22 protein-coding genes and 1 tRNA gene are annotated in these 22,245 nt (G+C 59.0%); 10 read left to right on the top strand and 13 right to left on the bottom strand.

Features of this window, described 5'->3' with window-relative positions; translation table 11 throughout:
* Nucleotides 1-45 precede the first annotated feature (45 nt).
* Together B8783_RS12975 and purE are read right to left on the bottom strand one after the other, a co-directional pair.
* On the bottom strand, nt 46-1,128 hold the full coding sequence (locus B8783_RS12975; RefSeq protein WP_084420528.1) for a 5-(carboxyamino)imidazole ribonucleotide synthase: 1,083 nt from the start codon (nt 1,126-1,128) through the stop codon (nt 46-48).
* Nucleotides 1,125-1,616: a 5-(carboxyamino)imidazole ribonucleotide mutase gene (gene purE, locus B8783_RS12970; RefSeq protein WP_084420527.1), complete on the bottom strand. Its 492-nt coding sequence runs from the start codon at nt 1,614-1,616 to the stop codon at nt 1,125-1,127. The genes B8783_RS12975 and purE overlap by 4 nt, the downstream gene beginning before the upstream one ends.
* 105 nt (nt 1,617-1,721) lie before the next feature.
* Between purE and B8783_RS12965 the strand changes: the two genes are divergently transcribed.
* The 3 genes from B8783_RS12965 (at nt 1,722) to B8783_RS12955 (ending at nt 3,538) form a co-directional block, all read left to right on the top strand.
* Complete coding sequence (locus tag B8783_RS12965) at nt 1,722-2,423, top strand: GGDEF domain-containing protein (protein ID WP_084420526.1); 702 nt, start codon at nt 1,722-1,724, stop codon at nt 2,421-2,423.
* Between the two features lie 116 nt (nt 2,424-2,539).
* A complete protein-coding gene (locus tag B8783_RS12960) occupies nt 2,540-2,707 on the top strand; it encodes a YdcH family protein (protein ID WP_084420525.1) in 168 nt (55 codons plus the stop codon).
* Nucleotides 2,708-2,767: 60 nt separating this feature from the next.
* Nucleotides 2,768-3,538: an SDR family NAD(P)-dependent oxidoreductase gene (locus tag B8783_RS12955; RefSeq protein WP_084420524.1), complete on the top strand. Its 771-nt coding sequence runs from the start codon at nt 2,768-2,770 to the stop codon at nt 3,536-3,538.
* An 89-nt stretch (nt 3,539-3,627) separates the two neighbouring features.
* On the opposite strand, the gene B8783_RS12950 is transcribed toward B8783_RS12955, so the two are convergent.
* Nucleotides 3,628-4,959 carry a cytochrome P450 gene (locus B8783_RS12950; protein ID WP_084420523.1) on the bottom strand — a complete coding sequence of 444 codons (1,332 nt, stop codon included), beginning with the start codon at nt 4,957-4,959 and terminating at the stop codon, nt 3,628-3,630.
* 99 nt (nt 4,960-5,058) lie between these two features.
* A complete protein-coding gene (locus tag B8783_RS12945; protein WP_084420522.1) occupies nt 5,059-5,544 on the bottom strand; it encodes a DUF2244 domain-containing protein in 486 nt (161 codons plus the stop codon).
* Nucleotides 5,545-5,624: 80 nt separating this feature from the next.
* Between B8783_RS12945 and nth the strand changes: the two genes are divergently transcribed.
* On the top strand, nt 5,625-6,344 hold the full coding sequence (nth, locus tag B8783_RS12940) for an endonuclease III (RefSeq protein ID WP_084420521.1): 720 nt from the start codon (nt 5,625-5,627) through the stop codon (nt 6,342-6,344).
* Between the two features lie 194 nt (nt 6,345-6,538).
* Here the strand turns inward: nth and B8783_RS12935 are convergent, their stop codons facing one another.
* Both B8783_RS12935 and B8783_RS12930 read right to left on the bottom strand, forming a co-directional pair.
* A complete protein-coding gene (locus tag B8783_RS12935; RefSeq protein WP_084420520.1) occupies nt 6,539-7,111 on the bottom strand; it encodes an ActR/PrrA/RegA family redox response regulator transcription factor in 573 nt (190 codons plus the stop codon).
* A 2-nt stretch (nt 7,112-7,113) separates the two neighbouring features.
* A complete protein-coding gene (locus B8783_RS12930) occupies nt 7,114-8,511 on the bottom strand; it encodes an ActS/PrrB/RegB family redox-sensitive histidine kinase (RefSeq protein WP_084420519.1) in 1,398 nt (465 codons plus the stop codon).
* 86 nt (nt 8,512-8,597) lie between these two features.
* Here B8783_RS12930 and B8783_RS12925 point away from each other — a divergent pair, with 86 nt between their 5' ends.
* Complete coding sequence (locus B8783_RS12925; protein WP_233355782.1) at nt 8,598-9,218, top strand: SCO family protein; 621 nt, start codon at nt 8,598-8,600, stop codon at nt 9,216-9,218.
* 77 nt (nt 9,219-9,295) lie between these two features.
* Entirely contained in the window at nt 9,296-10,525 is a 1,230-nt protein-coding gene (locus B8783_RS12920; RefSeq protein WP_084420517.1) for a polyhydroxyalkanoate depolymerase, read from the top strand.
* 9 nt (nt 10,526-10,534) lie between these two features.
* Here B8783_RS12920 and B8783_RS12915 read toward each other — a convergent pair whose 3' ends face one another.
* The 7 genes from B8783_RS12915 to B8783_RS12885 form a co-directional block, all read right to left on the bottom strand.
* Nucleotides 10,535-10,990 (bottom strand): copper chaperone PCu(A)C, encoded by a 456-nt coding sequence (locus tag B8783_RS12915; RefSeq protein WP_169711793.1) that lies wholly within the window; start codon nt 10,988-10,990, stop codon nt 10,535-10,537.
* A gap of 47 nt (nt 10,991-11,037) precedes the next feature.
* Nucleotides 11,038-12,078 (bottom strand): tryptophan--tRNA ligase, encoded by a 1,041-nt coding sequence (trpS, locus tag B8783_RS12910; RefSeq protein ID WP_084420515.1) that lies wholly within the window; start codon nt 12,076-12,078, stop codon nt 11,038-11,040.
* Between the two features lie 23 nt (nt 12,079-12,101).
* Nucleotides 12,102-13,655 (bottom strand): murein biosynthesis integral membrane protein MurJ, encoded by a 1,554-nt coding sequence (gene murJ, locus B8783_RS12905; protein ID WP_084420514.1) that lies wholly within the window; start codon nt 13,653-13,655, stop codon nt 12,102-12,104.
* A 28-nt stretch (nt 13,656-13,683) separates the two neighbouring features.
* A complete protein-coding gene (locus tag B8783_RS12900) occupies nt 13,684-16,509 on the bottom strand; it encodes a [protein-PII] uridylyltransferase (RefSeq protein WP_139792366.1) in 2,826 nt (941 codons plus the stop codon).
* Nucleotides 16,510-16,563: 54 nt separating this feature from the next.
* Entirely contained in the window at nt 16,564-17,376 is an 813-nt protein-coding gene (locus B8783_RS12895) for an inositol monophosphatase family protein (RefSeq protein ID WP_084420513.1), read from the bottom strand.
* Nucleotides 17,377-17,409: 33 nt separating this feature from the next.
* Nucleotides 17,410-17,802 carry a helix-turn-helix domain-containing protein gene (locus tag B8783_RS12890; protein ID WP_084420512.1) on the bottom strand — a complete coding sequence of 131 codons (393 nt, stop codon included), beginning with the start codon at nt 17,800-17,802 and terminating at the stop codon, nt 17,410-17,412.
* Between the two features lie 247 nt (nt 17,803-18,049).
* Nucleotides 18,050-18,937, bottom strand: a complete 888-nt coding sequence (locus B8783_RS12885; RefSeq protein ID WP_084420511.1) for an N-formylglutamate amidohydrolase — start codon at nt 18,935-18,937, stop codon at nt 18,050-18,052.
* A gap of 120 nt (nt 18,938-19,057) precedes the next feature.
* Here B8783_RS12885 and cpdR point away from each other — a divergent pair, with 120 nt between their 5' ends.
* The 4 genes from cpdR (at nt 19,058) to B8783_RS12865 (ending at nt 22,177) form a co-directional block, all read left to right on the top strand.
* Nucleotides 19,058-19,417 carry a cell cycle two-component system response regulator CpdR gene (gene cpdR / locus B8783_RS12880; protein WP_084420510.1) on the top strand — a complete coding sequence of 120 codons (360 nt, stop codon included), beginning with the start codon at nt 19,058-19,060 and terminating at the stop codon, nt 19,415-19,417.
* Nucleotides 19,418-19,484: 67 nt separating this feature from the next.
* Nucleotides 19,485-19,559: transfer RNA gene (locus tag B8783_RS12875), tRNA-Val, on the top strand.
* A gap of 481 nt (nt 19,560-20,040) precedes the next feature.
* Entirely contained in the window at nt 20,041-20,469 is a 429-nt protein-coding gene (locus B8783_RS12870) for a TadE/TadG family type IV pilus assembly protein (RefSeq protein WP_233355780.1), read from the top strand.
* Nucleotides 20,453-22,177 carry a pilus assembly protein TadG-related protein gene (locus B8783_RS12865; protein ID WP_324612783.1) on the top strand — a complete coding sequence of 575 codons (1,725 nt, stop codon included), beginning with the start codon at nt 20,453-20,455 and terminating at the stop codon, nt 22,175-22,177. Before B8783_RS12870 ends, B8783_RS12865 begins: the two co-directional genes overlap by 17 nt.
* Nucleotides 22,178-22,245: the final 68 nt, after the last annotated feature.

The following is a 22,245-nucleotide window of genomic DNA, read 5'->3' as shown; positions in this document are numbered from 1 at the left end:
GTGAATTATGAGCGCAAGTTCAAGACCTCGGGGAGACGCGCGCGATCAGGTCTGTCCAGCAGGCCCGGTCCTCCGGACCACATGGCCCATCTTGCGACCGGCCTTCGCCTCGCGCTTGCCATAGAGGGTAAGGATTGTGCCTACGGGATAGCTCTCTGGCGGGGCGAGGGCTTCTTCGCCGAGCAGGTTTTCCATCTCGACATTGAAATGGCGGGTTACGGGACCGAGCGGCCAGCCGGCGACGGCGCGGATATGCTGTTCGAACTGGCCGGTGGCGCAGGCTTCGGGCGTCCAGTGGCCTGAATTGTGGACGCGCGGCGCCATTTCATTGGCGAGCAGCGTGCCGTCTTTCAGGACGAAGAGTTCAAGCGCGAGAACGCCGATATGGCCGGTTTCCGCTGCGAGCTTTTCAGCAAGCTTTCGGGCGTTAGCGATGACGTCTTCGCTGAGGCCGCAGGGTGCGGTCGAGCGTTTCAGGATGCCGCCACTATGGTCGTTCATGCTGGGGTCGAAGGCGGTGGTCTTACCGTCGGCGCCGCGGGCGATCACGACGGAAATCTCTCGTTCAAACGGGACGAGGGCTTCGAGGATCGCAGGCACCTCGCCAATCGCGGCGAACGCGGCGGCAAGATCATCGCCGGTTTTGACGCGCGCCTGACCCTTGCCGTCATAGCCTTCGCGGCGCGTCTTCAAGAGGCCTTCTCCGCCGAGTGCTTTGAGGGCGTTTTCAAGCTCAGCGATGCTGGCGACCGGTTCGAACCGGCCTGTCTCAATGCCGATGGCGTTTAAGAACTGTTTCTCCGCAAGCCTGTCCTGCGAGACGTCTAGCGATTTTGCGCCGGGGCGGACCTCTGCGCCAAGGCTGACAAGGTGGGCGACCGATGCGACGGGGATGTTCTCGAACTCATAGGTGATGACGTCGCAGGCTTCTGCAAAGGCTTTCAGAGCGGCCTTGTCGTCATAGTCAGCGTCGAAGTGACGGGCGCACACGCGGGCGGCCGGGGGGCTTTCCCCGGGGCAGAAAATATTGACGTCAAAACCAAGACGCGCCGCTGCACCTGCCAGCATACGGCCAAGCTGACCGCCGCCGAGAATGCCGATAACCGCGCCGGGTGGCAGGGGTTTCATCCTTCTGGGACCTCGGCCACGCTGCTTGTCTGGCTGAAGCGGAACGCATCGAGCTTGTCTGCGACCGATGGGTCATTCAGCGCGATGATCGAGGCGGCCATGATGCCGGCATTGACCGCGCCAGCTTCGCCGATGGCGAGCGTGCCGACAGGTACGCCTTTCGGCATCTGGACGATGGAGAGCAGGCTGTCCTGACCGTTCAGCGCGCGCGACTGAACCGGCACACCGAGGACGGGAAGCGGGGTCATCGCAGCGGTCATGCCAGGCAGGTGCGCCGCGCCGCCCGCGCCAGCAATAATAACCTTCAGGCCGCGAGACTTGGCGGTCTTGGCATAATCGGTCAGGCGGTCAGGGGTGCGGTGGGCTGAGACGATGCGTGCTTCATGCGCGACGCCGAGCTGTTCGAGCATCTCGCAGGCAAGCTTCATGACCGGCCAGTCGGACTGGCTGCCCATGATCACACCAACAACGGGTTTTGGGTCGCTCATCGGCAAGCCCCCTTATCAGGAAGCGGCACAACATAGGCAGGGCGGGTTCGCCGTCAAGCCGTGAGTCATGTAGATGGATCAAGGAGATTGGCCTATAGAGAGAGAATGAGCGAAGCACACAAAGACTCAAATGCACATTACGCGCCCGAGCCGCCTCTGTCCGACAGTGACCAGCTGTTGCGGGCCATCGATATTGAGCCGCGCGAGCTTGAGCTGAATGTGTCCGCCGCGTTCCGGGCGCTGGCGGAAGAAGTGCTGTTTCTGAGGGGCAAAGTGACCCGGCTTGAGGCCGATCTCGTTGCTGCCGAGGCGCTGGCCGACCGGGATGTGCTTTGCCCGGTCTTGAACCGGCGGGCCTTTGAGCGGGAGCTGTCGCGTGAAATCGCGCTCGCCCGGCGCCATGAGACGCCGCTGTGCCTCATCTATCTCGACCTTGATGACTTCAAGCTGGTCAATGACCGGTTCGGTCATGCGTGCGGGGATGAGATGTTGAAGCGGGTCTGCGATGTCATCCGCGCGCAGGTGCGTCAGAGTGATGTTGTCGGGCGTCTGGGTGGGGACGAGTTTGCGGTGATCCTGAGTCATGCAGAGCTTGCCGATTGCCAGATCAAGGCAGACCGGATCCGCGAAGAGATTGAGGCAATGAATGTGGTGTCGGGCCATGCGGATGAAAGCGGGCGCCCTGGTATGGGCGCGTCATGTGGCATTGTTCAGTGGGGCGGCCAACGGTCCAGCGAACTGCTCATCGCGCAGGCGGATGAGGCCATGTATCGGTCCAAGGCCGCCCGTAAAACGGGCAAGGTCTGAGATTCTGAGAATCTGACAGGATTTTCATTGGAAACTGCGTGACCCCTCCAAATCGCTGTGCTTAACTGTGCCCTGAAAGACACAGTTTTTCATCAGCAAGAAAGGAGCATGATACAATGTCACTTCAAGGACGTATCGAGGAACTCTCAAACCGCCACCAACGTCTGGATCAGGAGATTTCCGAGGAACAGAAACGCCCGGCAGCTGATGAGGTCCGTTTGTATGATCTCAAGCGCAAGAAACTGAAAATTAAAGAGGAACTGGTCAACCTGAAACCGAACTAGACCACTCCTCCGGCGTTACCTGATCTGTCGGGCCGTCCGTCCGGCGGATCAGGAGCCATCATGGACAAACCCGTTACACTCATCCTTGGCCTCGGCCAGCTTACTGGCGAAGCCGTCGCCCGGCGTTTTGCAGACGCTGGCCACGCCGTCATTGCCTGTGACTCGCAGGCCAAGCGCGTTGAGAAGTTCTCCGACAATTTACGAGACAAGGCACTGGTGCAGCAGGAAGACCTGCACACCCGTATCGGCCTGAAGAATTGCCTCGCAGCCGCGATCGAGGCCTATGGCCATGTCGATCATATTGTGTCCGTGCCGCCCCTGCCGCCCAAGACGGCGCTGGCGGAGCTCGACCTTGGAGAGTTTGAAAAGCTGCATGTGAAATCCGTGCGCGGCGCCATTCTCACGCTTCAACTCTTTGAAAAATATGTCGCCCGGCGCGTTGAAGAGGCCGGCGATACAATGGGGCGCCGACGGCAATTGGGAACGGTGACTTTCGTTCTTTCGCTATCGGCACACCAGATCAATGAAGGCGATTTTGCCGATGCGGTCGTTCAGCATGCCATTCTGGGTGTGATGCGCGCGGCCGCGGTTGATCTGGCGCCAAAGAGCATCCGCTCGAATGCCATTTGTGCGCTGCGCCCGCGCGCTGAGAATGAAGAGCCGTGGCTGAAAAAGCGTACCCCGCTCGGTCGTGCGAGCCTCGCCGACGAAATTGCCGAAGCCGCGCTTTATCTCTCTTTGCCATCCTCAGCGATCATTACGGGCGAGACCCTGACCATGGATGGCGGGCGCTCTCGCCTCAGCGGTATTATCGACGAGTTTGACGACTAGCCACTCGGCGCAAATTGTATCTCAAACCATAAAAAAGCCGCCGGGCTTCAGAGCACCGGCGGCAAATTTTTTGACGTCTGACAGTCCGCTTACTTCTTAGGATGACAGATCACTGGCATCCAGGTGTAGCCCTTCACGAAGGAGTGCGGCGTACGCAGGGGCTCTTCGAGCACTTCAATGTGCTCAAACCGCTCCATGATCTCTTCCCAGAGGATGCGCAGCTGAAGTTCTGCCAGGCGGTTGCCGACGCAGCGGTGAATGCCGAAGCCGAATGAAATGTGATTGCGAGCCTGATCGCGGTCGATGATGAGACGCTCAGGATCTTGCTTCCAGAAGCGCTCGTCTCGGTTGCCAGAGACATACCACATGGCGACCTGGTCGCCTTTTTTGATGGTCTTGCCGTGCATCTCGACGTCTTCAAGCGCGGTACGGCGCATATAGGCGAGAGGTGTCTGCCAGCGGATGACCTCGGAGACCATATTCGGAATGATCGACGGATCAGCTTTCAGCTTGTCATATTCTTCGGGAAATTTGTTGAGGCCGTAGACCGACGCCGTCATCGAGTTGCGGGTCGTGTCATTGCCACCAACAATGAGAAGGATGACGTTGCCGAGCAGTTCCATCGGCGTCATGTTCTTGGTCTTCTCGCCATGCGCGAGCAGGCTGATCAGATCATTTTTGAGCGGTTGGGCCTGACGCTCCTGATAGAGACCCATGAAGGTCGTCAGGCACTCCATCAGCTCCTGCTTCCACTGGTCGACGCCGCCAGGGCAGATGTCCGGATTGTACGGGTTCACAGCGATGTCTGACCAGCGGGTCAGCTTGCGGCGATCCTCGAACGGGAAGTCGAACAGGGTGGCCAGCATCATCGTGGTCAGCTCGATCGAAACGGTGTCGACCCAGTCAAACGGCTCGCCGACCGGCAGGCTGTCGAGCAGGCCCTGGGTCCGCGAACGGATAAGGGGTTCGAACTCTTTCAACATGTTCGGGGCAACGGCTGGCTGGACGGTCTTGCGCTGTTCTGAGTGGCGCGGTTCGTCCATGGCGATGAACATTGGCAGTTCGAAATCATCGAAGGGTTCGCCGAGGGTAATGCCGCCATATTCCCAGCTGGAGGAGAAGCGCTTATGGTCGATATCGACCTTCATCACATCTTCGTGTCGCGTGATCGACCAGTACGGACCTGAGAAGCTGTCGGGTGTGTAGTGGAGCGGATCATTGTCGCGCATCCACTCGAAGAAGTCCCAGAAGGCATTGCGGCGCCACAGCTCAGGGTCGAGTACGTCGAAGGTGTCCATATCGACTTCTGATGGCGACGGGATCGGGGCGTCGCGGTCGAGGTGGAATTCCATGAGCTTGTCACGCACGGTCGTGACCGGGCGTTCGAGATTGTGGAAAATCTTGGTTGCTGTGTCTGCCATTTATACCTCCTTGGTCTCCCGGTTTTCCGGTGAGTTTTGACTGTCTTTCTGGATGCTAACACAGTCTTCGTTGAAAAACTATGACGCCTGCGTCATTTTTTATGCGTAACGTTCCGCGCGGGCGTTGGCGACGGCTGTTTCCAGCGCGCGAAAAAGCGATTTTCGCTCTCGCGGGGTGAGGAAACGGCCGATCACATAGGCGGTCTGGCCATGTGCGAGCCTTAGCTCACTTGGCTTGCGGTCCGGGTAATCGAGACTGATACGGGTGAACGCTGTCGGCAGCGTTGCTTCGCGCGGTTCACTGCCGGGCCGGCCATGCGTCAGGCGGATATTCTCTGCTGTCACATGGACCTGGGTCTGTTCTTTCAGGTTCCGGAAGTTCATGCGGAAGGCGAACCAGATGGCCAGGGCATCGAGGCCAAACCAGCCGAAGACCGGAAAGGCGCCGATCGACAGGAACATCATGCCGCCGACAAAGCTCATCGCCCCGACGAGACTCATCACGACGAGAAACGCTTTCGGGCTGAGCGCCGTATTAGGCGTCAGGGTCGCGTCGAAATATACGGTCGAGGCACCTGTCTGCATGGGAGACAAGATTAGGCTTGTGAGACGCTGCGGCAAGTTACAGCTTGATCAGGTAGCTGCGGCATTTAAACCCTCTGCCTATGGCAAAATCTCCCACAAGAGCGAAGCGCAAACGCCGGTCCCCGACGCTCGGGCCTGAAAAGACGGCTGAACTTTACGCCGCTCTCGCTGAAGACAGGCCCGCCCCGGAGACGGAGCTCAATTATCATAACCCCTACACGCTGGTCGTCGCGGTGGCGCTGTCGGCGCAGGCCACGGATGTCGGGGTGAACAAGGCGACGAAGAAACTGTTCGAGATCGCCGATACGCCAGCCAAGATGCTGGAGCTCGGCGAAGAAGGCGTTGCCGATCATATCAAGACGATCGGCCTCTGGCGCAACAAGGCGAAGAATGTGATCGCGCTGTCGCAGCTCTTGATTGATGAGTTTGATGGCGAGGTGCCGCAAACGCGCGATGAGCTGACGCAGCTACCGGGGGTTGGGCGCAAGACGGCGAATGTCGTGCTGAACGAAGCGTTCGGCCATGAGACGATTGCCGTCGATACGCATATCTTCCGCGTGTCGAACCGCACAGGCCTTGCGCCGGGCAAGACGCCCGATGAGGTTGAAGACCAGCTGGAGCGGGTGACGCCGCCCGAGTTCAAGAAAGGCGCGCATCACTGGCTGATCCTGCACGGGCGCTACACGTGTGTGGCGCGCAAGCCGAAATGCTGGACGTGCTCGATCAGCGACATCTGCAAGTTCAAGGACAAGACCCCGGACCCGGGGCGCAAGGAATCGGATCTTGGGCCGAGGGGGTGAGTGGAGAAAGTTGCGGTCAATGCGCCCGCGCTCGTCCTTCGACTTCGCTCAGGATGAGCGCTTCATCGGGGCTTGGGGCATGAGGTGCTGTCACAAGTACACCGCCAAGGCGATTGCCTTGTTTTTGTTTCCAACAGTTGAGGAACAGAAGCTCATCCTGAGCGAAGTCGAAGGACGAGCTTCTGGAGAGAGCCCTAACGCGGTGCGCGTTTTGCCAGGATGCGCTGCAGGGTGCGGCGGTGCATGTTGAGGCGGCGGGCGGTTTCCGAGACGTTGTGATTGCAGAGCTCGTAGACGCGCTGGATATGTTCCCAGCGGACGCGATCTGCCGACATCGGGTTTTCCGGCGGTTCAGGCAGGGCGTCGCCCTTATTGACGAGGGCGCGGATGATGTCCTCGACCTCGGCAGGCTTGGCAAGATAGTCGACGGCGCCGGCTTTTACGGCAGCAACGGCGGTCGCGATGGCGCCGTAGCCGGTGAGGATCACAGCGCGTGCTTCGGGCCGGAATGTGTGGAGCAGCTCAACCACGTCGAGGCCCGAGCCGTCTTCGAGGCGAAGGTCCAGAACGGCGAAGGCTGGCGGGTTGAGGCGGGCAATGTCTTTCGCCTCAGCTGCAGACGATACGGCCGACACCAGAAAGCCGCGCTGGGTCAGCGCGCGGGCAAGTCTTTGCAGAAACGGGCCGTCATCGTCGAGGACGAGGCAAGTCCTGTCTTCGACGTCTTTCAGCGATTCATGCAATTTGACGGTGACGTTGTAGTCCATGATCAAGTCTCCACTGAAAGACTATTTATTTGTCTTCGGTCTGATTCCAAGGATTCGAGTGCTGTTCTTGGCCAGACAGCCTGCACGATAGCGCCTTTTCTTGGAAGTGTCCTGTTTCGGGTCGCGATTCTGCCGCCTGTACGCTCAATGAGGGTTTTCGCAATGAAGAATCCCAGTCCCATGTCGCCGCCGCCGAGATGTGCCTCGCTGCGATGCGAAACATAGGGCTCACCCAGTTTTGGCATGACGTCCGCCGCAAAGCCCGGTCCATCATCGCTGATTGTCACCATGAACTGGTGGTCTGTCCAGCTGGCCGCTGCACGTACCTGCGTCTCGGCGAAGCTGACGGCATTCTCGATGAAGGCGCCGAGGGCGTGCAGGACTTCCGGGCTGCGCCGGATCATTGGGACGCGCGGTTCGCCGTTTTCGCCGGCCGAGTAGATTACGCTAACCTCCACGCCGAGCCCCTTGAAAGGCGCGGCGGCTTCTTCGACCAGGCTGGAGAGCGGCATATTGGCGTGCACGATGTCTTCGGCTTCGCGAGAACGGCTGAGCTTGCCGAGGATTTCGCGGCACCGGTCGGCCTGTTCGGCGATGAGGCGAACATCCTCGTAGCGCATGTCCTCCTCATCGAACTCGTTTGCCAGCTCCTTGGCGACCAGATGGATGGTCGCGAGCGGCGTGCCGAGCTCATGGGCAGTCATCGCGGCCATGGCGCCGAGGGCTGAGAGCTTTTGCTCGCGGGCCATAACGATCGAGGCTGCATCAAGCGCGCGCACCAGACGGGCTTCATCTTCGCTGAGGCGGATCGAGGAGAGAGAGAAGAACAGGATGCCAATGGTCAGCGCTGCGAAATGTCCCCACTCGAAAAGCGGTGGCAGACTGAAAGACTCGCCCGCCCGCCAGGGCAGATCGAGGGCCAGGACCGGCATCAGCGCCGCCAATGAGGTCGCCAGGAGCGCAATCAGTGCCGAGTAACGCGGACGAAGGCTGGTAGCGGCAACTGTGACTGGCGCGAGCAGGAATAGCAGGAACGGGTTGGACAGCCCGCCGGTCAGGCCAATCAGGAAGGCGAGCTGAATAATATCAAAAGCAAGCTGGAACGCAGCTTCGCCGCCGCGCAGCAAAACCTGATCGCGGGTGACAAAGGACATGAAGACATTCAGCCAGGCCGATGCGGCGATGGCGGTCAGACAAAGGGCAAGTGGAAGGTCAAACCCGAAACCGAATTCAACAACGAGCACGGCGACCGTCTGCCCGATAACAGCAAGCCAGCGAAGCGCGACCAGCGTTCGCAGCCTGGCATGGCCGCGCGCCGCATCGACGCCGGCAAGGCCGGTCGGCAACAGGCTGTACAGGGCCTGCTCAATGCCTTCACGTGATGCGTAGGTGTCTTCCATGTCTTTCCCGCTACTTTCGCACCCGGGTGCGATGATCTGGTCTATTGAAGCGATTTGCCGCTGCGCGCATACCTCTGTGAATGAAAATGTACCACAATATTCTGATCGCCTCGGCTTTGCTTCTGGCAGCCTGCGGCGGCGAGCAATCCTCCGAGGGCGGTTCAAAAGCTGTCGCGGGCGGATCTGTCGGCAGTTGCACCACGCGCGCCTATGACGAAATTGGAGGCCCGTTCGAGCTGACGGCTGATTCCGGAGAGCGGATGACGCAGGAAGACTTCAAGGGCCGTCCGACGCTGGTCTATTTCGGCTTTACCTATTGTCCGGATATCTGTCCCGGTACGTTGGTCGGGATCAATAATGCCTATCGGCTTCTGCCGGATGGTGTTGAGCCGCCGCAAACGGTTCTGATCACTGTTGACCCGGAGCGCGATACGCCAGAGGCGCTTGCGAAATACGTCAACAGCAATGCGTTTCCTGACAATCTCGTCGGATTGACCGGCACACCGGAAGAGATCAAGGCCGTTGCAGACGAGTTCATCGTCGCGTTCAACAGGGTCGAGACGCCTGATAGCGTTGCGGGCTATACGATGGATCACACCTCGCTCATCTATCTGATGGACAAGGACTGGAAACTTAAAACGTTTTTTGCTGAGACCAATGCGAACCCCGAAGACATGTCACGGTGCCTTGCGCAACTGATTGGCTAGGCCGCCGGTTGGGTGCCAGCCATTGCATTGACGAGATTTCATGCATATGTTGCGGCGCAGCATAAAGGAATTCTGTCGTGCTTTACTCACTTGTTGAAATGAACCGGGCCGCCATGGCGCCGCTGAGATTGCAGGCGAAAGCCGCATCCACGATCTGGAACTCCCCGGTCAATCCAGCACGAGAGACGCAAGTTGGCAGGTCCATCGTGGCCGCGGCCAAGGTTTTCGAACGCGCTACACGCTTTTATGGCAAACCGGAATGGCAGCTTGAGTCGACTGTCATCGACGGCGAGGAGCATGCCGTGCAGCCTGAGGTGGCCTGGGCGTCGCCCTGGTGCCAGCTGGTTCACTTCGCCACCGAGAATGTTGCCCCTGACCGGCCGAAGCTGTTGATTACGGCGCCACTGTCTGGCCACTATGCGACGCTGCTGCGCGGAACGGTCGAAGCCTTCCTGCCGACGCACGACGTCTACATTACCGACTGGACCGATGCCCGCATGGCGCCGATCTGGTTTGGCCGCTTTGATCTCGACGATTATATCGACCATGTTCAGGATATGATCTCGGCGCTTGGCGCGGGTGTGCACGTTCTTGCTGTGTGTCAGCCTGGCCCTCCGGTCCTGGCGGCGATCTCGATGATGGCTGAGGACGGCTCTGACAGCCTGCCAGCCACGATGACATTCATGGGCTCACCGATTGATGTGCGCCGTTCGCCGACTGTGCCGAACAAATTGTCTGAAGAGCGCAGCCTCGACTGGTTCCGCTCCAAGATGATCCATACGGTGCCGATGCCATGGCCGGGCGCCTATCGCCGCGTCTATCCCGGCTTTATCCAGCTAACCTCGTTCATGCATATGAACTGGGACCGTCATGTCGATGCGCAGGCACGGTTCTTCGAGCATCTCATCGAAGGTGATGAGGACAGCAGCGAAAAGCACAAGCAGTTCTACGACGAATATCTCTCCGTGCTCGACCTGACAGAAGAGTTCTACATCCAGACGATTGAGCGGATCTTCCAGAAAGCCTTGCTGGCCAAGGGAGAATACCGCTACCGCGATGAGCGGCTCGTCGATCCATCAGCGATCACATCGGTCGGCCTGATGACGGTCGAGGGTGAGCTCGATGATATTTCCGGCATTGGCCAGACGCAGGCCGCGCATGACCTCTGCTCGAACATTCCGGACGGTATCAAGGAAGACTATGTCCAGCCGGGTGTCGGCCATTACGGCGTCTTCAACGGCTCGAAGTTCCGCGACCAGATTGTGCCGCGGGTCATCAAGTTCCAGCAGCACGTCACCAAGAAATAGGCGGTCTGCCTATTCGCCGAGGGCGCGAATGTCTGCCTCTGCTTCCAGGGTCAGCGTTTCGCCGTCGGACGTCTCGAAATTGAGTGTCAGATTGGCCGTGTCGCCGGGCGTCATGTCTGGCGAGACGTCAAACAGCATCAGGTGATTGCCGCCGCGCTTGAGCTCAAGCGTTTCGCCATCGGCGATGTCAAAGCCCTCCACCGGGCGCATCTTCATGCTGCCGCCTTCCATGGACATCGTATGTGTCTCAACCGTACCGGCGACGTCTGAGGTGACGCCCGTCAGGCGGACATCGCCGCCTTCAGATGTGATATTGATGCCGCCCACCGTCATATCGCGCCCGGCAACCGGCTGCATGATAAAGGCGTCCGTGTAGGAAAGCACCGGCGTGCTGTCGGTCTCAGCCGGCTGGCAGGCCGACAGTAGAAGGGCGGAAATTGTGGAGGCTGTGACAAGACGGAGCATGGTGGACCTTTGTTCAGGTTGTGACCAGCTTCCCATGTCTCACGCAATCAGGGACGCCAGAAGCCGACCAACTGACGCACCTCTTCCATGATGGGTTCGGCGATGGCATCTGCCCGCTCGGCGCCAGCGCGGAGCGCCTTGTCGATTTCGCCCGGATTATCCATCAGCTCACGCATGCGCGAGGTAATCGGCGCAAGGTGATCGACGGCAAGATCGGCAAGCGCAGGCTTGAAAACGCCGAAGCCCTTGCCGCCATATTCGGCCAGAACCTGCTCGTCACTCATGCCCGCAAGTGCGCCATAGATGCCGACGAGGTTCGCGACTTCCGGGCGCCCTTCGAGACCTGCGACTTCTGATGGCACATCGCCGAGCGTGTCGGTTTTCGACTTCTTGATCTTGCGAGAAATCGTATCGGCATCGTCGATCAGATTGATGCGTGAATTTTCAGCCGGATCGGACTTCGACATTTTCTTGGTGCCGTCCTTGAGGCTCATGATGCGGGCGCCTGGCCCTTCGATGAGCGCTTCGGGCAGCGGGAAGAAATCAGGTGCCTTGAATTCGCGGTTGAAGCGGTCTGCGATGTTGCGCGAGAGCTCAAGGTGCTGCTTCTGGTCCTCGCCCACGGGCACATGCGTCGCCTTGTAAACGAGAATATCCGCGGCCTGCAGGACCGGATAATTGAACAGGCCGACCGAGGCGCGTTCAGCATCCTTGCCGGACTTTTCCTTGAACTGGATCATCTTTTCGAGCCAGCCCATGCGGGCGACGCTATCGAAAACCCAGGTCAGTTCTGTGTGCGCGCGCACAGAGGACTGGGCGAACAGGACTGATTTTTCAGGATCAACGCCGCTCGCCATCATGGCGGCTGCGATCTGGCGTGTCTGGTTCGCAAGTGCGGCCGGGTCGTACGGCATGGTGATGGCGTGCAGATCCACGACGGCATAGACGCAGTCCCAGCCTTCATTTTGCAGGCGCGCGAATTTCTTCAATGCACCGAGATAATTTCCAAGATGGAGATTGCCGGTGGGCTGAATGCCTGAAAAGACCCGCTTGGGTCCAGCATATGTCGGGGTATCTGTATCGCTCATGGCGCCGCAAATACCCCAAGGACCTAGCCGCGCCTAGCCCCCTTTATGTCGCTGAGCCTGATCGCGCCAAAAGCGACCGCCATAACGCCGTAAGCGAGTGCGCCAACCGCAGCGATGGCGAGGGCGGCGAGGAACTTTGAATCGAAGGTGATATCGGCGATCTGAGGGCTGAGCCCTGCGAGATAGATGAGCAGGGCGGCGAGGCCGGCAGACGCAAGAAGCACGCTGACAACGCGCTGGATGAGCCGTTTGCCGGGCGTGTACCAGTCGCGTTTTTGCAGGGTGAAGAAGAGAAGTCCGGCATTCACCCAGGCGGCTGTGCTGGTCGCGATGGCCAGACCCGGGAAGCCTGCGACGCCTTGCGATTTCAGGAAGAAGAAAAGGCTGGCGCCGAGAATTGTGTTCATCGCGACTGAGATCAGCGAGAAATTCATCGGGGTTCTGGTGTCCTCGCGCGCGAAGAAACCGGGCGCCAGCACCTTGATCAGAACGAAAGCCGGGACGCCCCAGCCGAAGTGAAAGAGTGCGCGCGCCGTCTGCATCGCGTCTTCGGTTGTAAAGTCACCGCGTGTGAAAAAGCCTTCGACAAACAGGAAGGGTGTGGCCATCAGCGCGGCGGCGGCTGGCATGGTCAGCGCCATGGCGAGGCCGAGGCCATTGTCCATGACACCCTGGCTGTCGACGCCGTCATTGGCGCGGGCGGCGCGGGCGAGGCGGGGCAAGATGGCAAGGCCGACAGCGACCCCGACAAGGCCGAGTGGTAGCTGGTAAAGCCGGTCTGCTGAATAGAGCCAGGATTTTGCGCCTTCTTCGAAACTGGCGAGGGCCTGGCTGACGACGATATTGATCTGCATGCCGGAGGCGGCAATCGTGCCGGGAATGGCGAGCGCGGCGACGCGCTTCACGCCGGGGGTGATCTTGGGCATACCGAGGCGGAGGCGGACTTTCTGCCGCGAGACGCCATACCAGAGCAGGGCAACCTGCAGGGCGCCCGCAACGGTGACGCCGACGGCAAGTGATTTTGCGACCTCATAATTGTCTGACCCGACAAAGGCTGCAATGAGCAGGCAGAGGTTGAGCAGGGTCGGCGCGGCGGCCGACATCGCAAATTTCCCGGCTGAATTCAGCACGCCGGAGAAAAGCGCCGCCAGAGCCATGAAGGACAGGTACGGCATGGTGATCTGCGTCAGCAGGATGGCGAGCGGGAAGTGGACCGGATCATCGCTATAGCCGCCATGCAGGAGCAGCATGATCCATGGCATGGCAATCTGGGCCAGAACAACGAGGGCGACGGTGATTGCCAACAGACCTCGCAAGGTTTCTTCGGCGAGCTTGCGGGCCGCTTCTTCGCCTTCGGCTTCCAGCGTGCGGGCATAGGAGGGCACGAAGGCTTGCGCAAAGGCGCCTTCGGCAAAGACCCGGCGGAAGAGGTTGGGGAACATCAGCGCGGTGATAAAAGCGTCCGCGACTGGTCCGGCCCCGAGCTTGGCGAGGATAACCGCATCTCGCAGGAATCCCAGCGCGCGCGAGCCGAGCGTCCAGCCTGATTGGGTCAGCGTATTGCGGAGGACACTCATATAGCTCTGTTTTTCCTGAAATCTGGCGTCAGAAACTGTCGGCGGCGTTGGCCTGCTTCAGGCTTCGTGCAGGTGTGCGTGGCGCATCGGGTTCTTCGCGCTTCAGCACGTCGAGCAGCTGGTCTTTCAGCTTCGCCAGGCGCTCATCGGTGAAGCTATCGGGAAGCTGGACATAAAAGGCATCGAACACACGCTCGCCATAGCTGCCGACATGGGCCGAATGGATCGAGATATTTTCGTCGGCCAGAAGGTTGGCCACATCATGCAGCAGGCCGGGCCGGTCGCGGCCGGCGATATCGATGACGGTGTAGTCGGATGACAGCGTATCGTCGATCTTGACCTGCGGGATGACCTTGAAAGCGGCTTCGCGCCGAAAGGCCTTGGCTGGAATATTGGTAACCGGCTCATCTGTGCGGAACGCCTGGCGGACGGTTTCTTCAAGACGTCGAAGCCGCCCGGCATCACCTGCGGCGAAGACCCCGCCCTTGCCATCCTGCAGGATGAAGACGTCAACGATAAAGCCGGATGGGGCGGTGAAGACCTGTGCGGAGACGACATTGGCGCCCTGCGCTGCAATCGTCCCGGCGAGCCGGGAAAACAGACCAAGCCTGTCGCGGCCGGCGACCAGAAGCGATATGCCGCCGCCATCTTCGCGCTCCATGGCTGAGACGATGGGTGGTTCTTCCTGTTCGATCGTCCGGGCGTGGCTTTCCAGCGTGTCGATATCGAAGCCTGTCCAGTAGGCCGGGTCCATCTCGGTCATCATGGAGGGGATGTTGCCGACACGGGTGGCGAGTTCATTCTGGTTGAATGCGGCGCGCCCGGCCAGTTCGCGGGCGACGCTGGTCTCGTCCGTGCGCCCGCCGCGAAGCGTGGCCTCGGTATTGAGATAGAGGTCTTCCAGCAGCTGGCCCTTCCAGGCATTCCAGATGCCGGGGCCAACGGCGCGAATATCGGCGATTGTCAGGATGTAGAGCAGACGCAAACGCTCCATCGAACCGACCATCGCGGCAAAGCGCACAATGGTCCGGGGGTCAGCAATATCGCGTTTCTGGGCGGTCTCACTCATTTCGAGGTGATGGCCGACCAGCCAGGCGATCAGGTCAATCTCAGCTTCTGGCAGACCGAGGCGCTTGCCGGCCTGCGTCGAGGTTCTGGTGCCTTCGATCTGCTGGTCGCCATGGCCCTTGCCCGTGTCGTGCAGCAGCATGGCGAGATAGAGCACCTGCTTGTTGTCGATCTTGTTGAACAGACGATGGGCGAGTTCAAACCCCTCACCGGGCTCACGTTCCATCTGGGCAATGTAGTCGACGGCGCGGATCGTATGTTCGTCCACCGTGTAGTGGTGATACATGTTGAACTGGGTCTGCGCGACGATGCCGCCAAATTCCGGCAGGAAGCGGCCAAGAACATCGGCTTCGTTCATGCGATGAAGCGCCAGACCGATATTTTTGCCATTCACGAGCAGGTCCAGGAACAGCTCATTCATTTTTGAGTTCTGGCGGGTTTTCTGATTGATCAGCCGGGAATTTCGCGACGCCATGGTGAGCGCGTCGGGATGGATGTCGTATTCAGCTTCATCCGCGATCACGAAGAGCTGGATCAAATTCGCTGGATGTTTCTTGAAGACGGCCTCGTTTTCGACGCTTACGCGCCCGCCATCCAGCACAAACCCGTCCTGGGGCAGGGGTTTGGGCGTGCCTGTGGGAATGAAGCGGCGCCAGCCTTCCGGCTTCTTCATCTGATCGGCTTCAAGCTTGGCAGCGAGAATACGGGTCAGATTGCCGACATCTTTCGCGACGAGGAAATAGTGCTTCATGAAGCGCTCGACACCGAGTTGGCCGGTGCGGTCGCGATAGCCCATGCGCGAGGCAATTTCCGGCTGCAGGTCAAAGCTGAGGCGTTCTTCGGCGCGGCCGGTGACATAATGAAGATGACAGCGCACGGTCCAGAAGAAGCGCGCGGCGCGGATGAACACGTTATATTCGTGTGGCGTGAACGGTCCTGACTTCATCACGTCTTCGAGCGTGTTTCCGTCATTCATGTGTTTTGTGATCCAGTAGAGCGTCTGCAGGTCTCGCAACCCCCCTTTGCCCTCCTTGATGTTCGGCTCGACGACGTAGCGCGTATTGCCCTGTTTGGCGTGGCGGGCGTCCCGTTCAGCCAGTTTGTCGGCGATGAACTGGGCATCATTGCCCTTGATCACATCCTTATGGAATTTCTCGGCCGTTTCGGCCGACAAGGCTTCATCGCCAAACAGGAAGCGTGAATCCAGCAGAGACGTCTTGATGGTGACGTCCTCGCGCGAAAGCCGAATGCACTCTTCAGGGGTTCTGAAGGCATGGCCGACTTTGAGCCCCATATCCCACAGGGCGTAGAGCATGTACTCGATGACGCTCTCTGCATGCGCGGACGCTTTGTAGGGGCGGATGAACAAGAGATCGATGTCGCTCGACGGCGCCAGGACGCCGCGGCCATAGCCGCCCGTGGCAAACACGGCGAGACGCTCGCCCTCGGTGGGGTTGCGCGCGCGGTGAACGTGCACAGTGACATAGTCGTAGAGCGCGTGCAGCACTTCATCCATCACGGCCGACAGCAGCCGCGCGGTGTCGAGCCCGCCAGCGCCTTGCTGGAGCCGCTCCTGCGCGATCATCCGGCCGCGGAAGAGGGCGCCGTGTAGATGGTCCAGCACCTGTTTGCGCGCTTTGGTTTCGTCTTCGAGATTATCGAGGAAGGCGGATGTCAGTTTCACCCGCAAGGCCCGGCCATCAACGATGTTGGAGATGCGCCATCTGCTCGGCCATGCGCGCGTTGGCAATTTGCGATGTACGAGGGAATCGCTTGGATCTGTCATGGGCCTGACTGTAGCGCGGAATAGGGGGCTGTGACCAGAATCGGGTGTGCGCTATCAGAGCGCAGAGCGGCGCAGGGAGATGAGCGCCTGCTGGAAAACCCCCTCCGATGCCGCACAGACGATCTGCGAGCCGAGTTTTGCTTCATTGCCGTGCCAGTCACGGGCGATGCCGCCAGCCCCGCGAACCACGGGAACCAGTGCCGCCACATCATGTGCCTGAAGGCCTGTCTCACAGACGAGATCTATGGTGCCGCCGGCCAGCCGCGCATAGGCATAAGCGTCGAGGCCGTAGCGGGTGATGCGTGCGGTGTGACGCAGATGCGTCCAGGCGCCCTGCTCAGGTGGGGTCATGATGAAAGGGTCGGTTGTGGCAATGATCGCCTGACGAAGATCATCGCAGGAGGAGACTTTAAGCGGCGTGCGGCCTGCGGGCGTCTGCAGGAAACTGCCCGACGGTGTGCCGATATAGCGTTCAGCGAGGACCGGTTGATCGATCAGGCCAATCACCGGATTTCCGTCAGGATCCACCAGCGCGATCAGCGTCGTCCAGACGGGGAGGCCGGCGAGAAAAGCGCGCGTGCCGTCAATCGGGTCGAGAAGCCACGTCCAGCCTGAACTGCCGGCGGAGGTGCCATATTCTTCGCCGTCGATCCCGTCATCCGGGCGCTCATTGGCGAGAATTTCGCGGATCGCCCTTTCGCCGGCTTTGTCAGCTGCGGTGACAGGGTCATAAGGGGCGCCAGAGCCGGTTGACTTGTTTTCGGCGTCGATGCCGGCGCGAAAATGCGGGGAAATAGCCGCCCAGGCAGCATCTGCCAGACGCTGGGCAAGATCGACAAGTTTGTCTTCGGTGTCAGGTAAGCTCATGGTCCAGCGATGTGGGCCAGAGCATTCAATGCGTCAAGCGGCGCCTGAGCCGGTCTGGTCAACTTCCAGCGATTTGGCGAGTTCGAGTAGACGGCGGCGCGGACGCTCACCCAGCCTGTAATAGGCGCGGACCAGCTCAAGTGTCTCTTTCTGGCTCAGAATGTCGCCATCCATCGTCTCGGAATCATTGGCTGGCAGCAGGCCTTCTGTGTCGATGCCGTCAAAGAAGTACTGGACCGAGACATTGAGGGCGCGTGACAGGTCAAACAGACGGGAAGATGTCATACGGTTCGCGCCGCATTCATATTTCTGGATCTGCTGAAAGCGAACACCGACCTGACTGGCCAACTCCTGTTGCGTCAGTCCCAGCAGCCTGCGACGGCGGCGAAGGCGTTTGCCAACGTGAAGATCCGTTGAATCGGTCATATCCCGGCTCCTGTTATTTTCTGACCCGGAAATGTCCCGGTTTGAGCATGGGTAATGATGAGAGCAAGGTTCATGCCGGAGGGGTGTGCCAGCCTGTCGCATGCAAATATGCAATGATTCAGAATTTAGGGGTTGCTTTTTGTGCGCCGCACAATAACTTGGATAACAGCACTGCGGTGCTAACGCCTTCTGGCGTTTCCTCCCTTTACCTTTTTGGCCGTGCCGGCTTGGCACGGCCTTTTTTTTATCAAGGGCGGAGCCTGACGCCAAAGGCGCAGATCTGCTCCATGAGCTGATCCAGAACAGTTCGTAGCTCGTGCAGGCCTTCATCGGGCTCGACCGTGGTTTCATCCATGTAAAGCTTGCGATTTATCTCAATCTGCAGCGTGTGGACATGGCGTTTGGGTCGGCCATAGCGGCGGGTGGTATAACCGCCTGCATAAGGCGCATTCCGCGCGACAGTGCAGCCGAGAGACCTGAGCTGACGCTCAACCAGATTGGTGAGTTGGCCCGTGCAACTCGACCCGAAACGGTCCCCGAGGACGAAATCAGGCATGGTCGACCGGCCCGGTTGGGACGATGGCATTGAGTGACAATCGATCAGAATGACGCTGCCAAAGTCCTGGTGCAATGCAGCAATCTCGTTGCTCAGTGCCTCGTGATAGGGCGTGTGGACGTAGGTCAGACGATGGTGCCCATCTGCAAAGCTAAGCTTTTTTGCATAAATGGGCTCGCCTCTTGCTCCAATTCTGGGAAAGCATCCGAGGCCGGCTTGAACGCGAGGCGAGATTGCGCCGACAGGTCCCGGTGCCTCGTGCTCGAACATGTCAGGGTCGATTTCCCGGGCGTCCCGGTTCAGATCCACATAGCTGCGCGCATAGTTTGCAGCCAGAAGGCTGGCGCCAAAAAGGGGCGCATTCTCGAACAGGCGGTCAATATAGGCGTCTTCTGTCCGGCGCAGGTCAATCAGGGGGACACGCAGGTTCCCCATCAGGCTATCTGGATAGAAAGCGCCGCTATGCGGGGACGCAAAGATCACTGACTTATGCTCGCCTTGCGGCTTCAGGAGCCTGAAGGCCGGCATCGGCAAGTCAGCTGGCGCGGCGGCCTGTATGTCAGTGTCGATCAAACTCATTGCCTAGATGGTCGGTTAATTTCCATTGAGGTCAAGCATTGTTGCCGCGTTCACTCTCGATTTACCCGAAACGTGCTTTGTGTCATTCAGACTTATCAAGAACGGCGGGGCGTAGCCACCATGAGCAAGATCCTTCTCGCAGAAGATGACGAAATGATGCGGACATTCCTGACGGCTTCGTTGAAGCGGGCGGGTCATGATGTGCAGGATTTCGAAGATGGCGAGACGGCGCTCTGCGCGCTCGAGCGTGAAGTGTTCGACCTGTTGCTGACTGACATTGTCATGCCAGGCATTGATGGAATTGAGCTCGCCCGTCGCGGGGCCGAGCTCGACCCGGCGATGAAGATCGTATTTATCACTGGATTTGCAGCTGTTGCGCTCGCGTCTGGCACGCCGACGCCCGCCGGCGCCAAAATTCTCTCCAAACCGTTCCATCTGCGTGAGCTGGTGGAAGAGGTCGACCGCGTTATAGCGGCCTGACATTTCACGGTATTGCGGGCTTGACTTCGATCGCCCAAGGCCCGATTAGGGCCGCTTCAAAACGAGTGGGCGGTTAGCTCAGCGGTAGAGCACTACATTGACATTGTAGGGGTCACAAGTTCGATCCTTGTACCGCCCACCAGTTTTGGTTTTCCACTTTCATGAATGGCTTTGCACTGATCCCGGTCGACGCTCGCTGTGGGACGCCGAGCGCTTAAGGCGTATCCTCGCCTCAATCGCGCGAAAACTTGATGCGAATCGACTAACGCGAACTCTGCGTGCGCACGCAGGCAGCGATATCTCTTGGAAAATATAGGTTTTTATAGAAATTCTGATCTCGGATCAGGCCGTTTCAGATTTTTATCATTGCATAGACAATGTAAAATATCACAACATTTTTTCTTACCTTTTAGTGCGGCAAAAAGCGGAAAAATCGTTTAAAAACAGCGCAATAATTTATACAAGCGTTCTAAGCGCACCGGTCTGCTGAATTCATGCGAATTCTGAAGGTATTCGTTAACATCGCGGACGCTGAATTCTCCCACAACGGGATGATGCAAGAAGAAAGCCATTTAAGGTTTCGTCATCCTGACCCGTTCGCACGAATTGGAGGACAGCAGCTTATGAAGGCATTGAAGTACAAACTGAAGACCTGTCAGCGAGGCGTAGCGGCAGTCGAGTTCGCGATCATCGCGCCACTCATGCTTTTCATGTTGTTTGGAATCACAGCCTATGGGGTGTTCTTCGGAGCGGCCCATTCAGTCCAGCAACTGGCCGCCAATAGTGCACGCGTCGCCATGGGCGGCGTTGATACTGAAGAGCGTCAGTCGCTTGTTGCAGATTATGTCGCCAACGCCGTTCCGCAGGATGGGCTGTTGCTGGCCGACAAACTCGACGTTGCTGTCAGTGAGGCCGAAGACAATCCGGGCTACATTCTGGTGACTGTTACTTATGACGCCAATGATCTGCCGATCTGGAATCTCTATAATGGGCTGCCGCTCCCCGAGCGCACAATTGTGCGCCAGTCCATAATCCGTGCGGGAGGTTACTAGGGTGGCTTTCAGAAAATTCGCACAATCACTTCGCTCAAAGCTGGCCCGGAATACATCAGGACAGATCGCGGTAATGACCGCGATCTTCGCGCCGACAGCCGCGTTCGCCGCAGCCCTTGCGATCGATACGGGCGCGATTTCATCGCAAAAGCGAGCGCTTCAGGGCTATGTCGACATGGCGGCGGTTGCGGCCGCCGCAAACATCGACAATGCTGAAGCTGTCGCCAGGCAAGTGCTTATCGACAATGGGGTTTTCTCAATCAATCAAAACCCTGACGATGCCGAAAGGGATGTCAGTACCGGTAGACTGAAAGTCGAGGTGGGGCGCTACACGCATGACAAGGCAATCGCGCACGAGAACCGTTTTGTGGAAGGTGCTGCCAGTCCTGATGCGGTACGTGTGAGCCTCACAGAGGCGCCGAGGCGCTATTTTGATTTTCTTGGCACGAGTGCGAGTGACATCAAGGTGTCCGGCACCGCGCGGCATTCATCGCAAGCTGCTATTTCGGTCGGGTCAAGACTGCTCAGTCTCGATGATGGCCTGATTAATGCGTTGCTCAGTGGGTTGACGGGCTCGGAAATCGAGCTGTCCGCCCTGTCCTACGATGCGCTTCTGGATGCTCGTGTTGATTTGCTGTCTGGCCTGGACGCGCTCGCCACTGAACTCGAGCTTGAGGCTGTGACCTATCACGACTTGCTGACCTATGATGTCAGCCTGGCCGAGCTGGCGAAAGCCATGAAGACGACAGTGGACGGTCGCCCGGCGGCGCGTAGCGCGCTCGACGCACTCGCAACTGACAACGATCTGGATCTGCTTCTCGTGTCGCTTGGTGAGCTCATCGATCTTGGCCCTGCGTCCGATCTCAAACTTGGCGAGCGAGCTGCGGGCCTCGATCTGAAGGTCGACGCGCTTCAATTGCTCACTGTAAGTGCTGCGGCCGCGAATGGCGACCATCAGGTTGATCTTGATCTTGGGGCGACCGTGCCGGGCCTCGCAGATGTAAACCTGTCGGTTCTCATCGGCGAACGCCCTCAAAGCACGAGCTGGTTTTCTCTCTCGGACGAACGGGGAGAGCCGGTGTCCACTGCACAGGTGCGCCTGTTCCTTGAGGCCAGCATTGGCGGCTCACTGATTGGCGGGGACCTCGTTCGACTGCCTCTCTATCTTGAACTCGCTTCGGCGGAGGCGCGGGTGACGGACATTGTCTGCAAGCCTGGCCAAAGAGATGCAGACCGCGTTGCTGTATCGGTACAGCCTGGTCTGATGACGATGCGTATTGCCGACATTCACGGCGATCTCCGCGAGTTTGGGAGCACGCCCTATTTCGAGCCGGCTGAGCTGTTGAATGCCACCTTGATCCGGGTCACCGGCATGGCGCAGACGCGTCTCGCAGCCCCTGATGCTGACACGATCTGGTTCAGTCAGCGAGACATTGGCGGAGACCCGAAGACGGTCGAGACACATGATGCGCTTGGGGGTGCCCTTTCATCTACCGTGCGGGATCTGGAACTTGATGTGGACATACTTGGGATCTCGCTGCTGTCTCCCAGGCTGATCCAGGCACAGGTGGCTGATGTCCTCGCCGTTGCCGCTGAGCCGGTCGACCAGATTGTGTTCAGCCTGACCTCGGCGCTCGGCCTGGGATTGGGGGAAGCCGATGTCTGGTTGCACGATGCGGACTGCAATCAGTCGGTCCTTGTTCAGTAATTTGCTGCACGTAATGAAGAATTTGTTAGAAATTTGTGATACATCGATATCTTGGTAGAGTTTGCTGG

The organism is Henriciella litoralis, assembly GCF_002088935.1.
GTDB lineage: Bacteria > Pseudomonadota > Alphaproteobacteria > Caulobacterales > Hyphomonadaceae > Henriciella > Henriciella litoralis.
The sequence above is the reverse complement of the archived record's forward strand: the minus strand, read 5'-3'. Positions and strand labels throughout refer to the sequence as shown.

Excerpts from the sequence above, each read along its gene's own strand:
- B8783_RS12975 (WP_084420528.1), bottom strand. The coding sequence starts at position 1,128 with ATGAAACCCCTGCCACCCGGCGCGGTTATCGGCATTCTCGGCGGCGGT.
- purE (WP_084420527.1), bottom strand. The coding sequence starts at position 1,616 with ATGAGCGACCCAAAACCCGTTGTTGGTGTGATCATGGGCAGCCAGTCC.
- B8783_RS12965 (WP_084420526.1), top strand. The coding sequence starts at position 1,722 with ATGAGCGAAGCACACAAAGACTCAAATGCACATTACGCGCCCGAGCCG.
- B8783_RS12960 (WP_084420525.1), top strand. The coding sequence starts at position 2,540 with ATGTCACTTCAAGGACGTATCGAGGAACTCTCAAACCGCCACCAACGT.
- B8783_RS12955 (WP_084420524.1), top strand. The coding sequence starts at position 2,768 with ATGGACAAACCCGTTACACTCATCCTTGGCCTCGGCCAGCTTACTGGC.
- B8783_RS12950 (WP_084420523.1), bottom strand. The coding sequence starts at position 4,959 with ATGGCAGACACAGCAACCAAGATTTTCCACAATCTCGAACGCCCGGTC.
- B8783_RS12945 (WP_084420522.1), bottom strand. The coding sequence starts at position 5,544 with ATGCAGACAGGTGCCTCGACCGTATATTTCGACGCGACCCTGACGCCT.
- nth (WP_084420521.1), top strand. The coding sequence starts at position 5,625 with ATGGCAAAATCTCCCACAAGAGCGAAGCGCAAACGCCGGTCCCCGACG.
- B8783_RS12935 (WP_084420520.1), bottom strand. The coding sequence starts at position 7,111 with ATGGACTACAACGTCACCGTCAAATTGCATGAATCGCTGAAAGACGTC.
- B8783_RS12930 (WP_084420519.1), bottom strand. The coding sequence starts at position 8,511 with ATGGAAGACACCTACGCATCACGTGAAGGCATTGAGCAGGCCCTGTAC.
- B8783_RS12925 (WP_233355782.1), top strand. The coding sequence starts at position 8,598 with ATGTACCACAATATTCTGATCGCCTCGGCTTTGCTTCTGGCAGCCTGC.
- B8783_RS12915 (WP_169711793.1), bottom strand. The coding sequence starts at position 10,990 with ATGCTCCGTCTTGTCACAGCCTCCACAATTTCCGCCCTTCTACTGTCG.
- trpS (WP_084420515.1), bottom strand. The coding sequence starts at position 12,078 with ATGAGCGATACAGATACCCCGACATATGCTGGACCCAAGCGGGTCTTT.
- murJ (WP_084420514.1), bottom strand. The coding sequence starts at position 13,655 with ATGAGTGTCCTCCGCAATACGCTGACCCAATCAGGCTGGACGCTCGGC.
- B8783_RS12900 (WP_139792366.1), bottom strand. The coding sequence starts at position 16,509 with ATGACAGATCCAAGCGATTCCCTCGTACATCGCAAATTGCCAACGCGC.
- B8783_RS12895 (WP_084420513.1), bottom strand. The coding sequence starts at position 17,376 with ATGAGCTTACCTGACACCGAAGACAAACTTGTCGATCTTGCCCAGCGT.
- B8783_RS12890 (WP_084420512.1), bottom strand. The coding sequence starts at position 17,802 with ATGACCGATTCAACGGATCTTCACGTTGGCAAACGCCTTCGCCGCCGT.
- B8783_RS12885 (WP_084420511.1), bottom strand. The coding sequence starts at position 18,937 with ATGAGTTTGATCGACACTGACATACAGGCCGCCGCGCCAGCTGACTTG.
- cpdR (WP_084420510.1), top strand. The coding sequence starts at position 19,058 with ATGAGCAAGATCCTTCTCGCAGAAGATGACGAAATGATGCGGACATTC.
- B8783_RS12870 (WP_233355780.1), top strand. The coding sequence starts at position 20,041 with ATGAAGGCATTGAAGTACAAACTGAAGACCTGTCAGCGAGGCGTAGCG.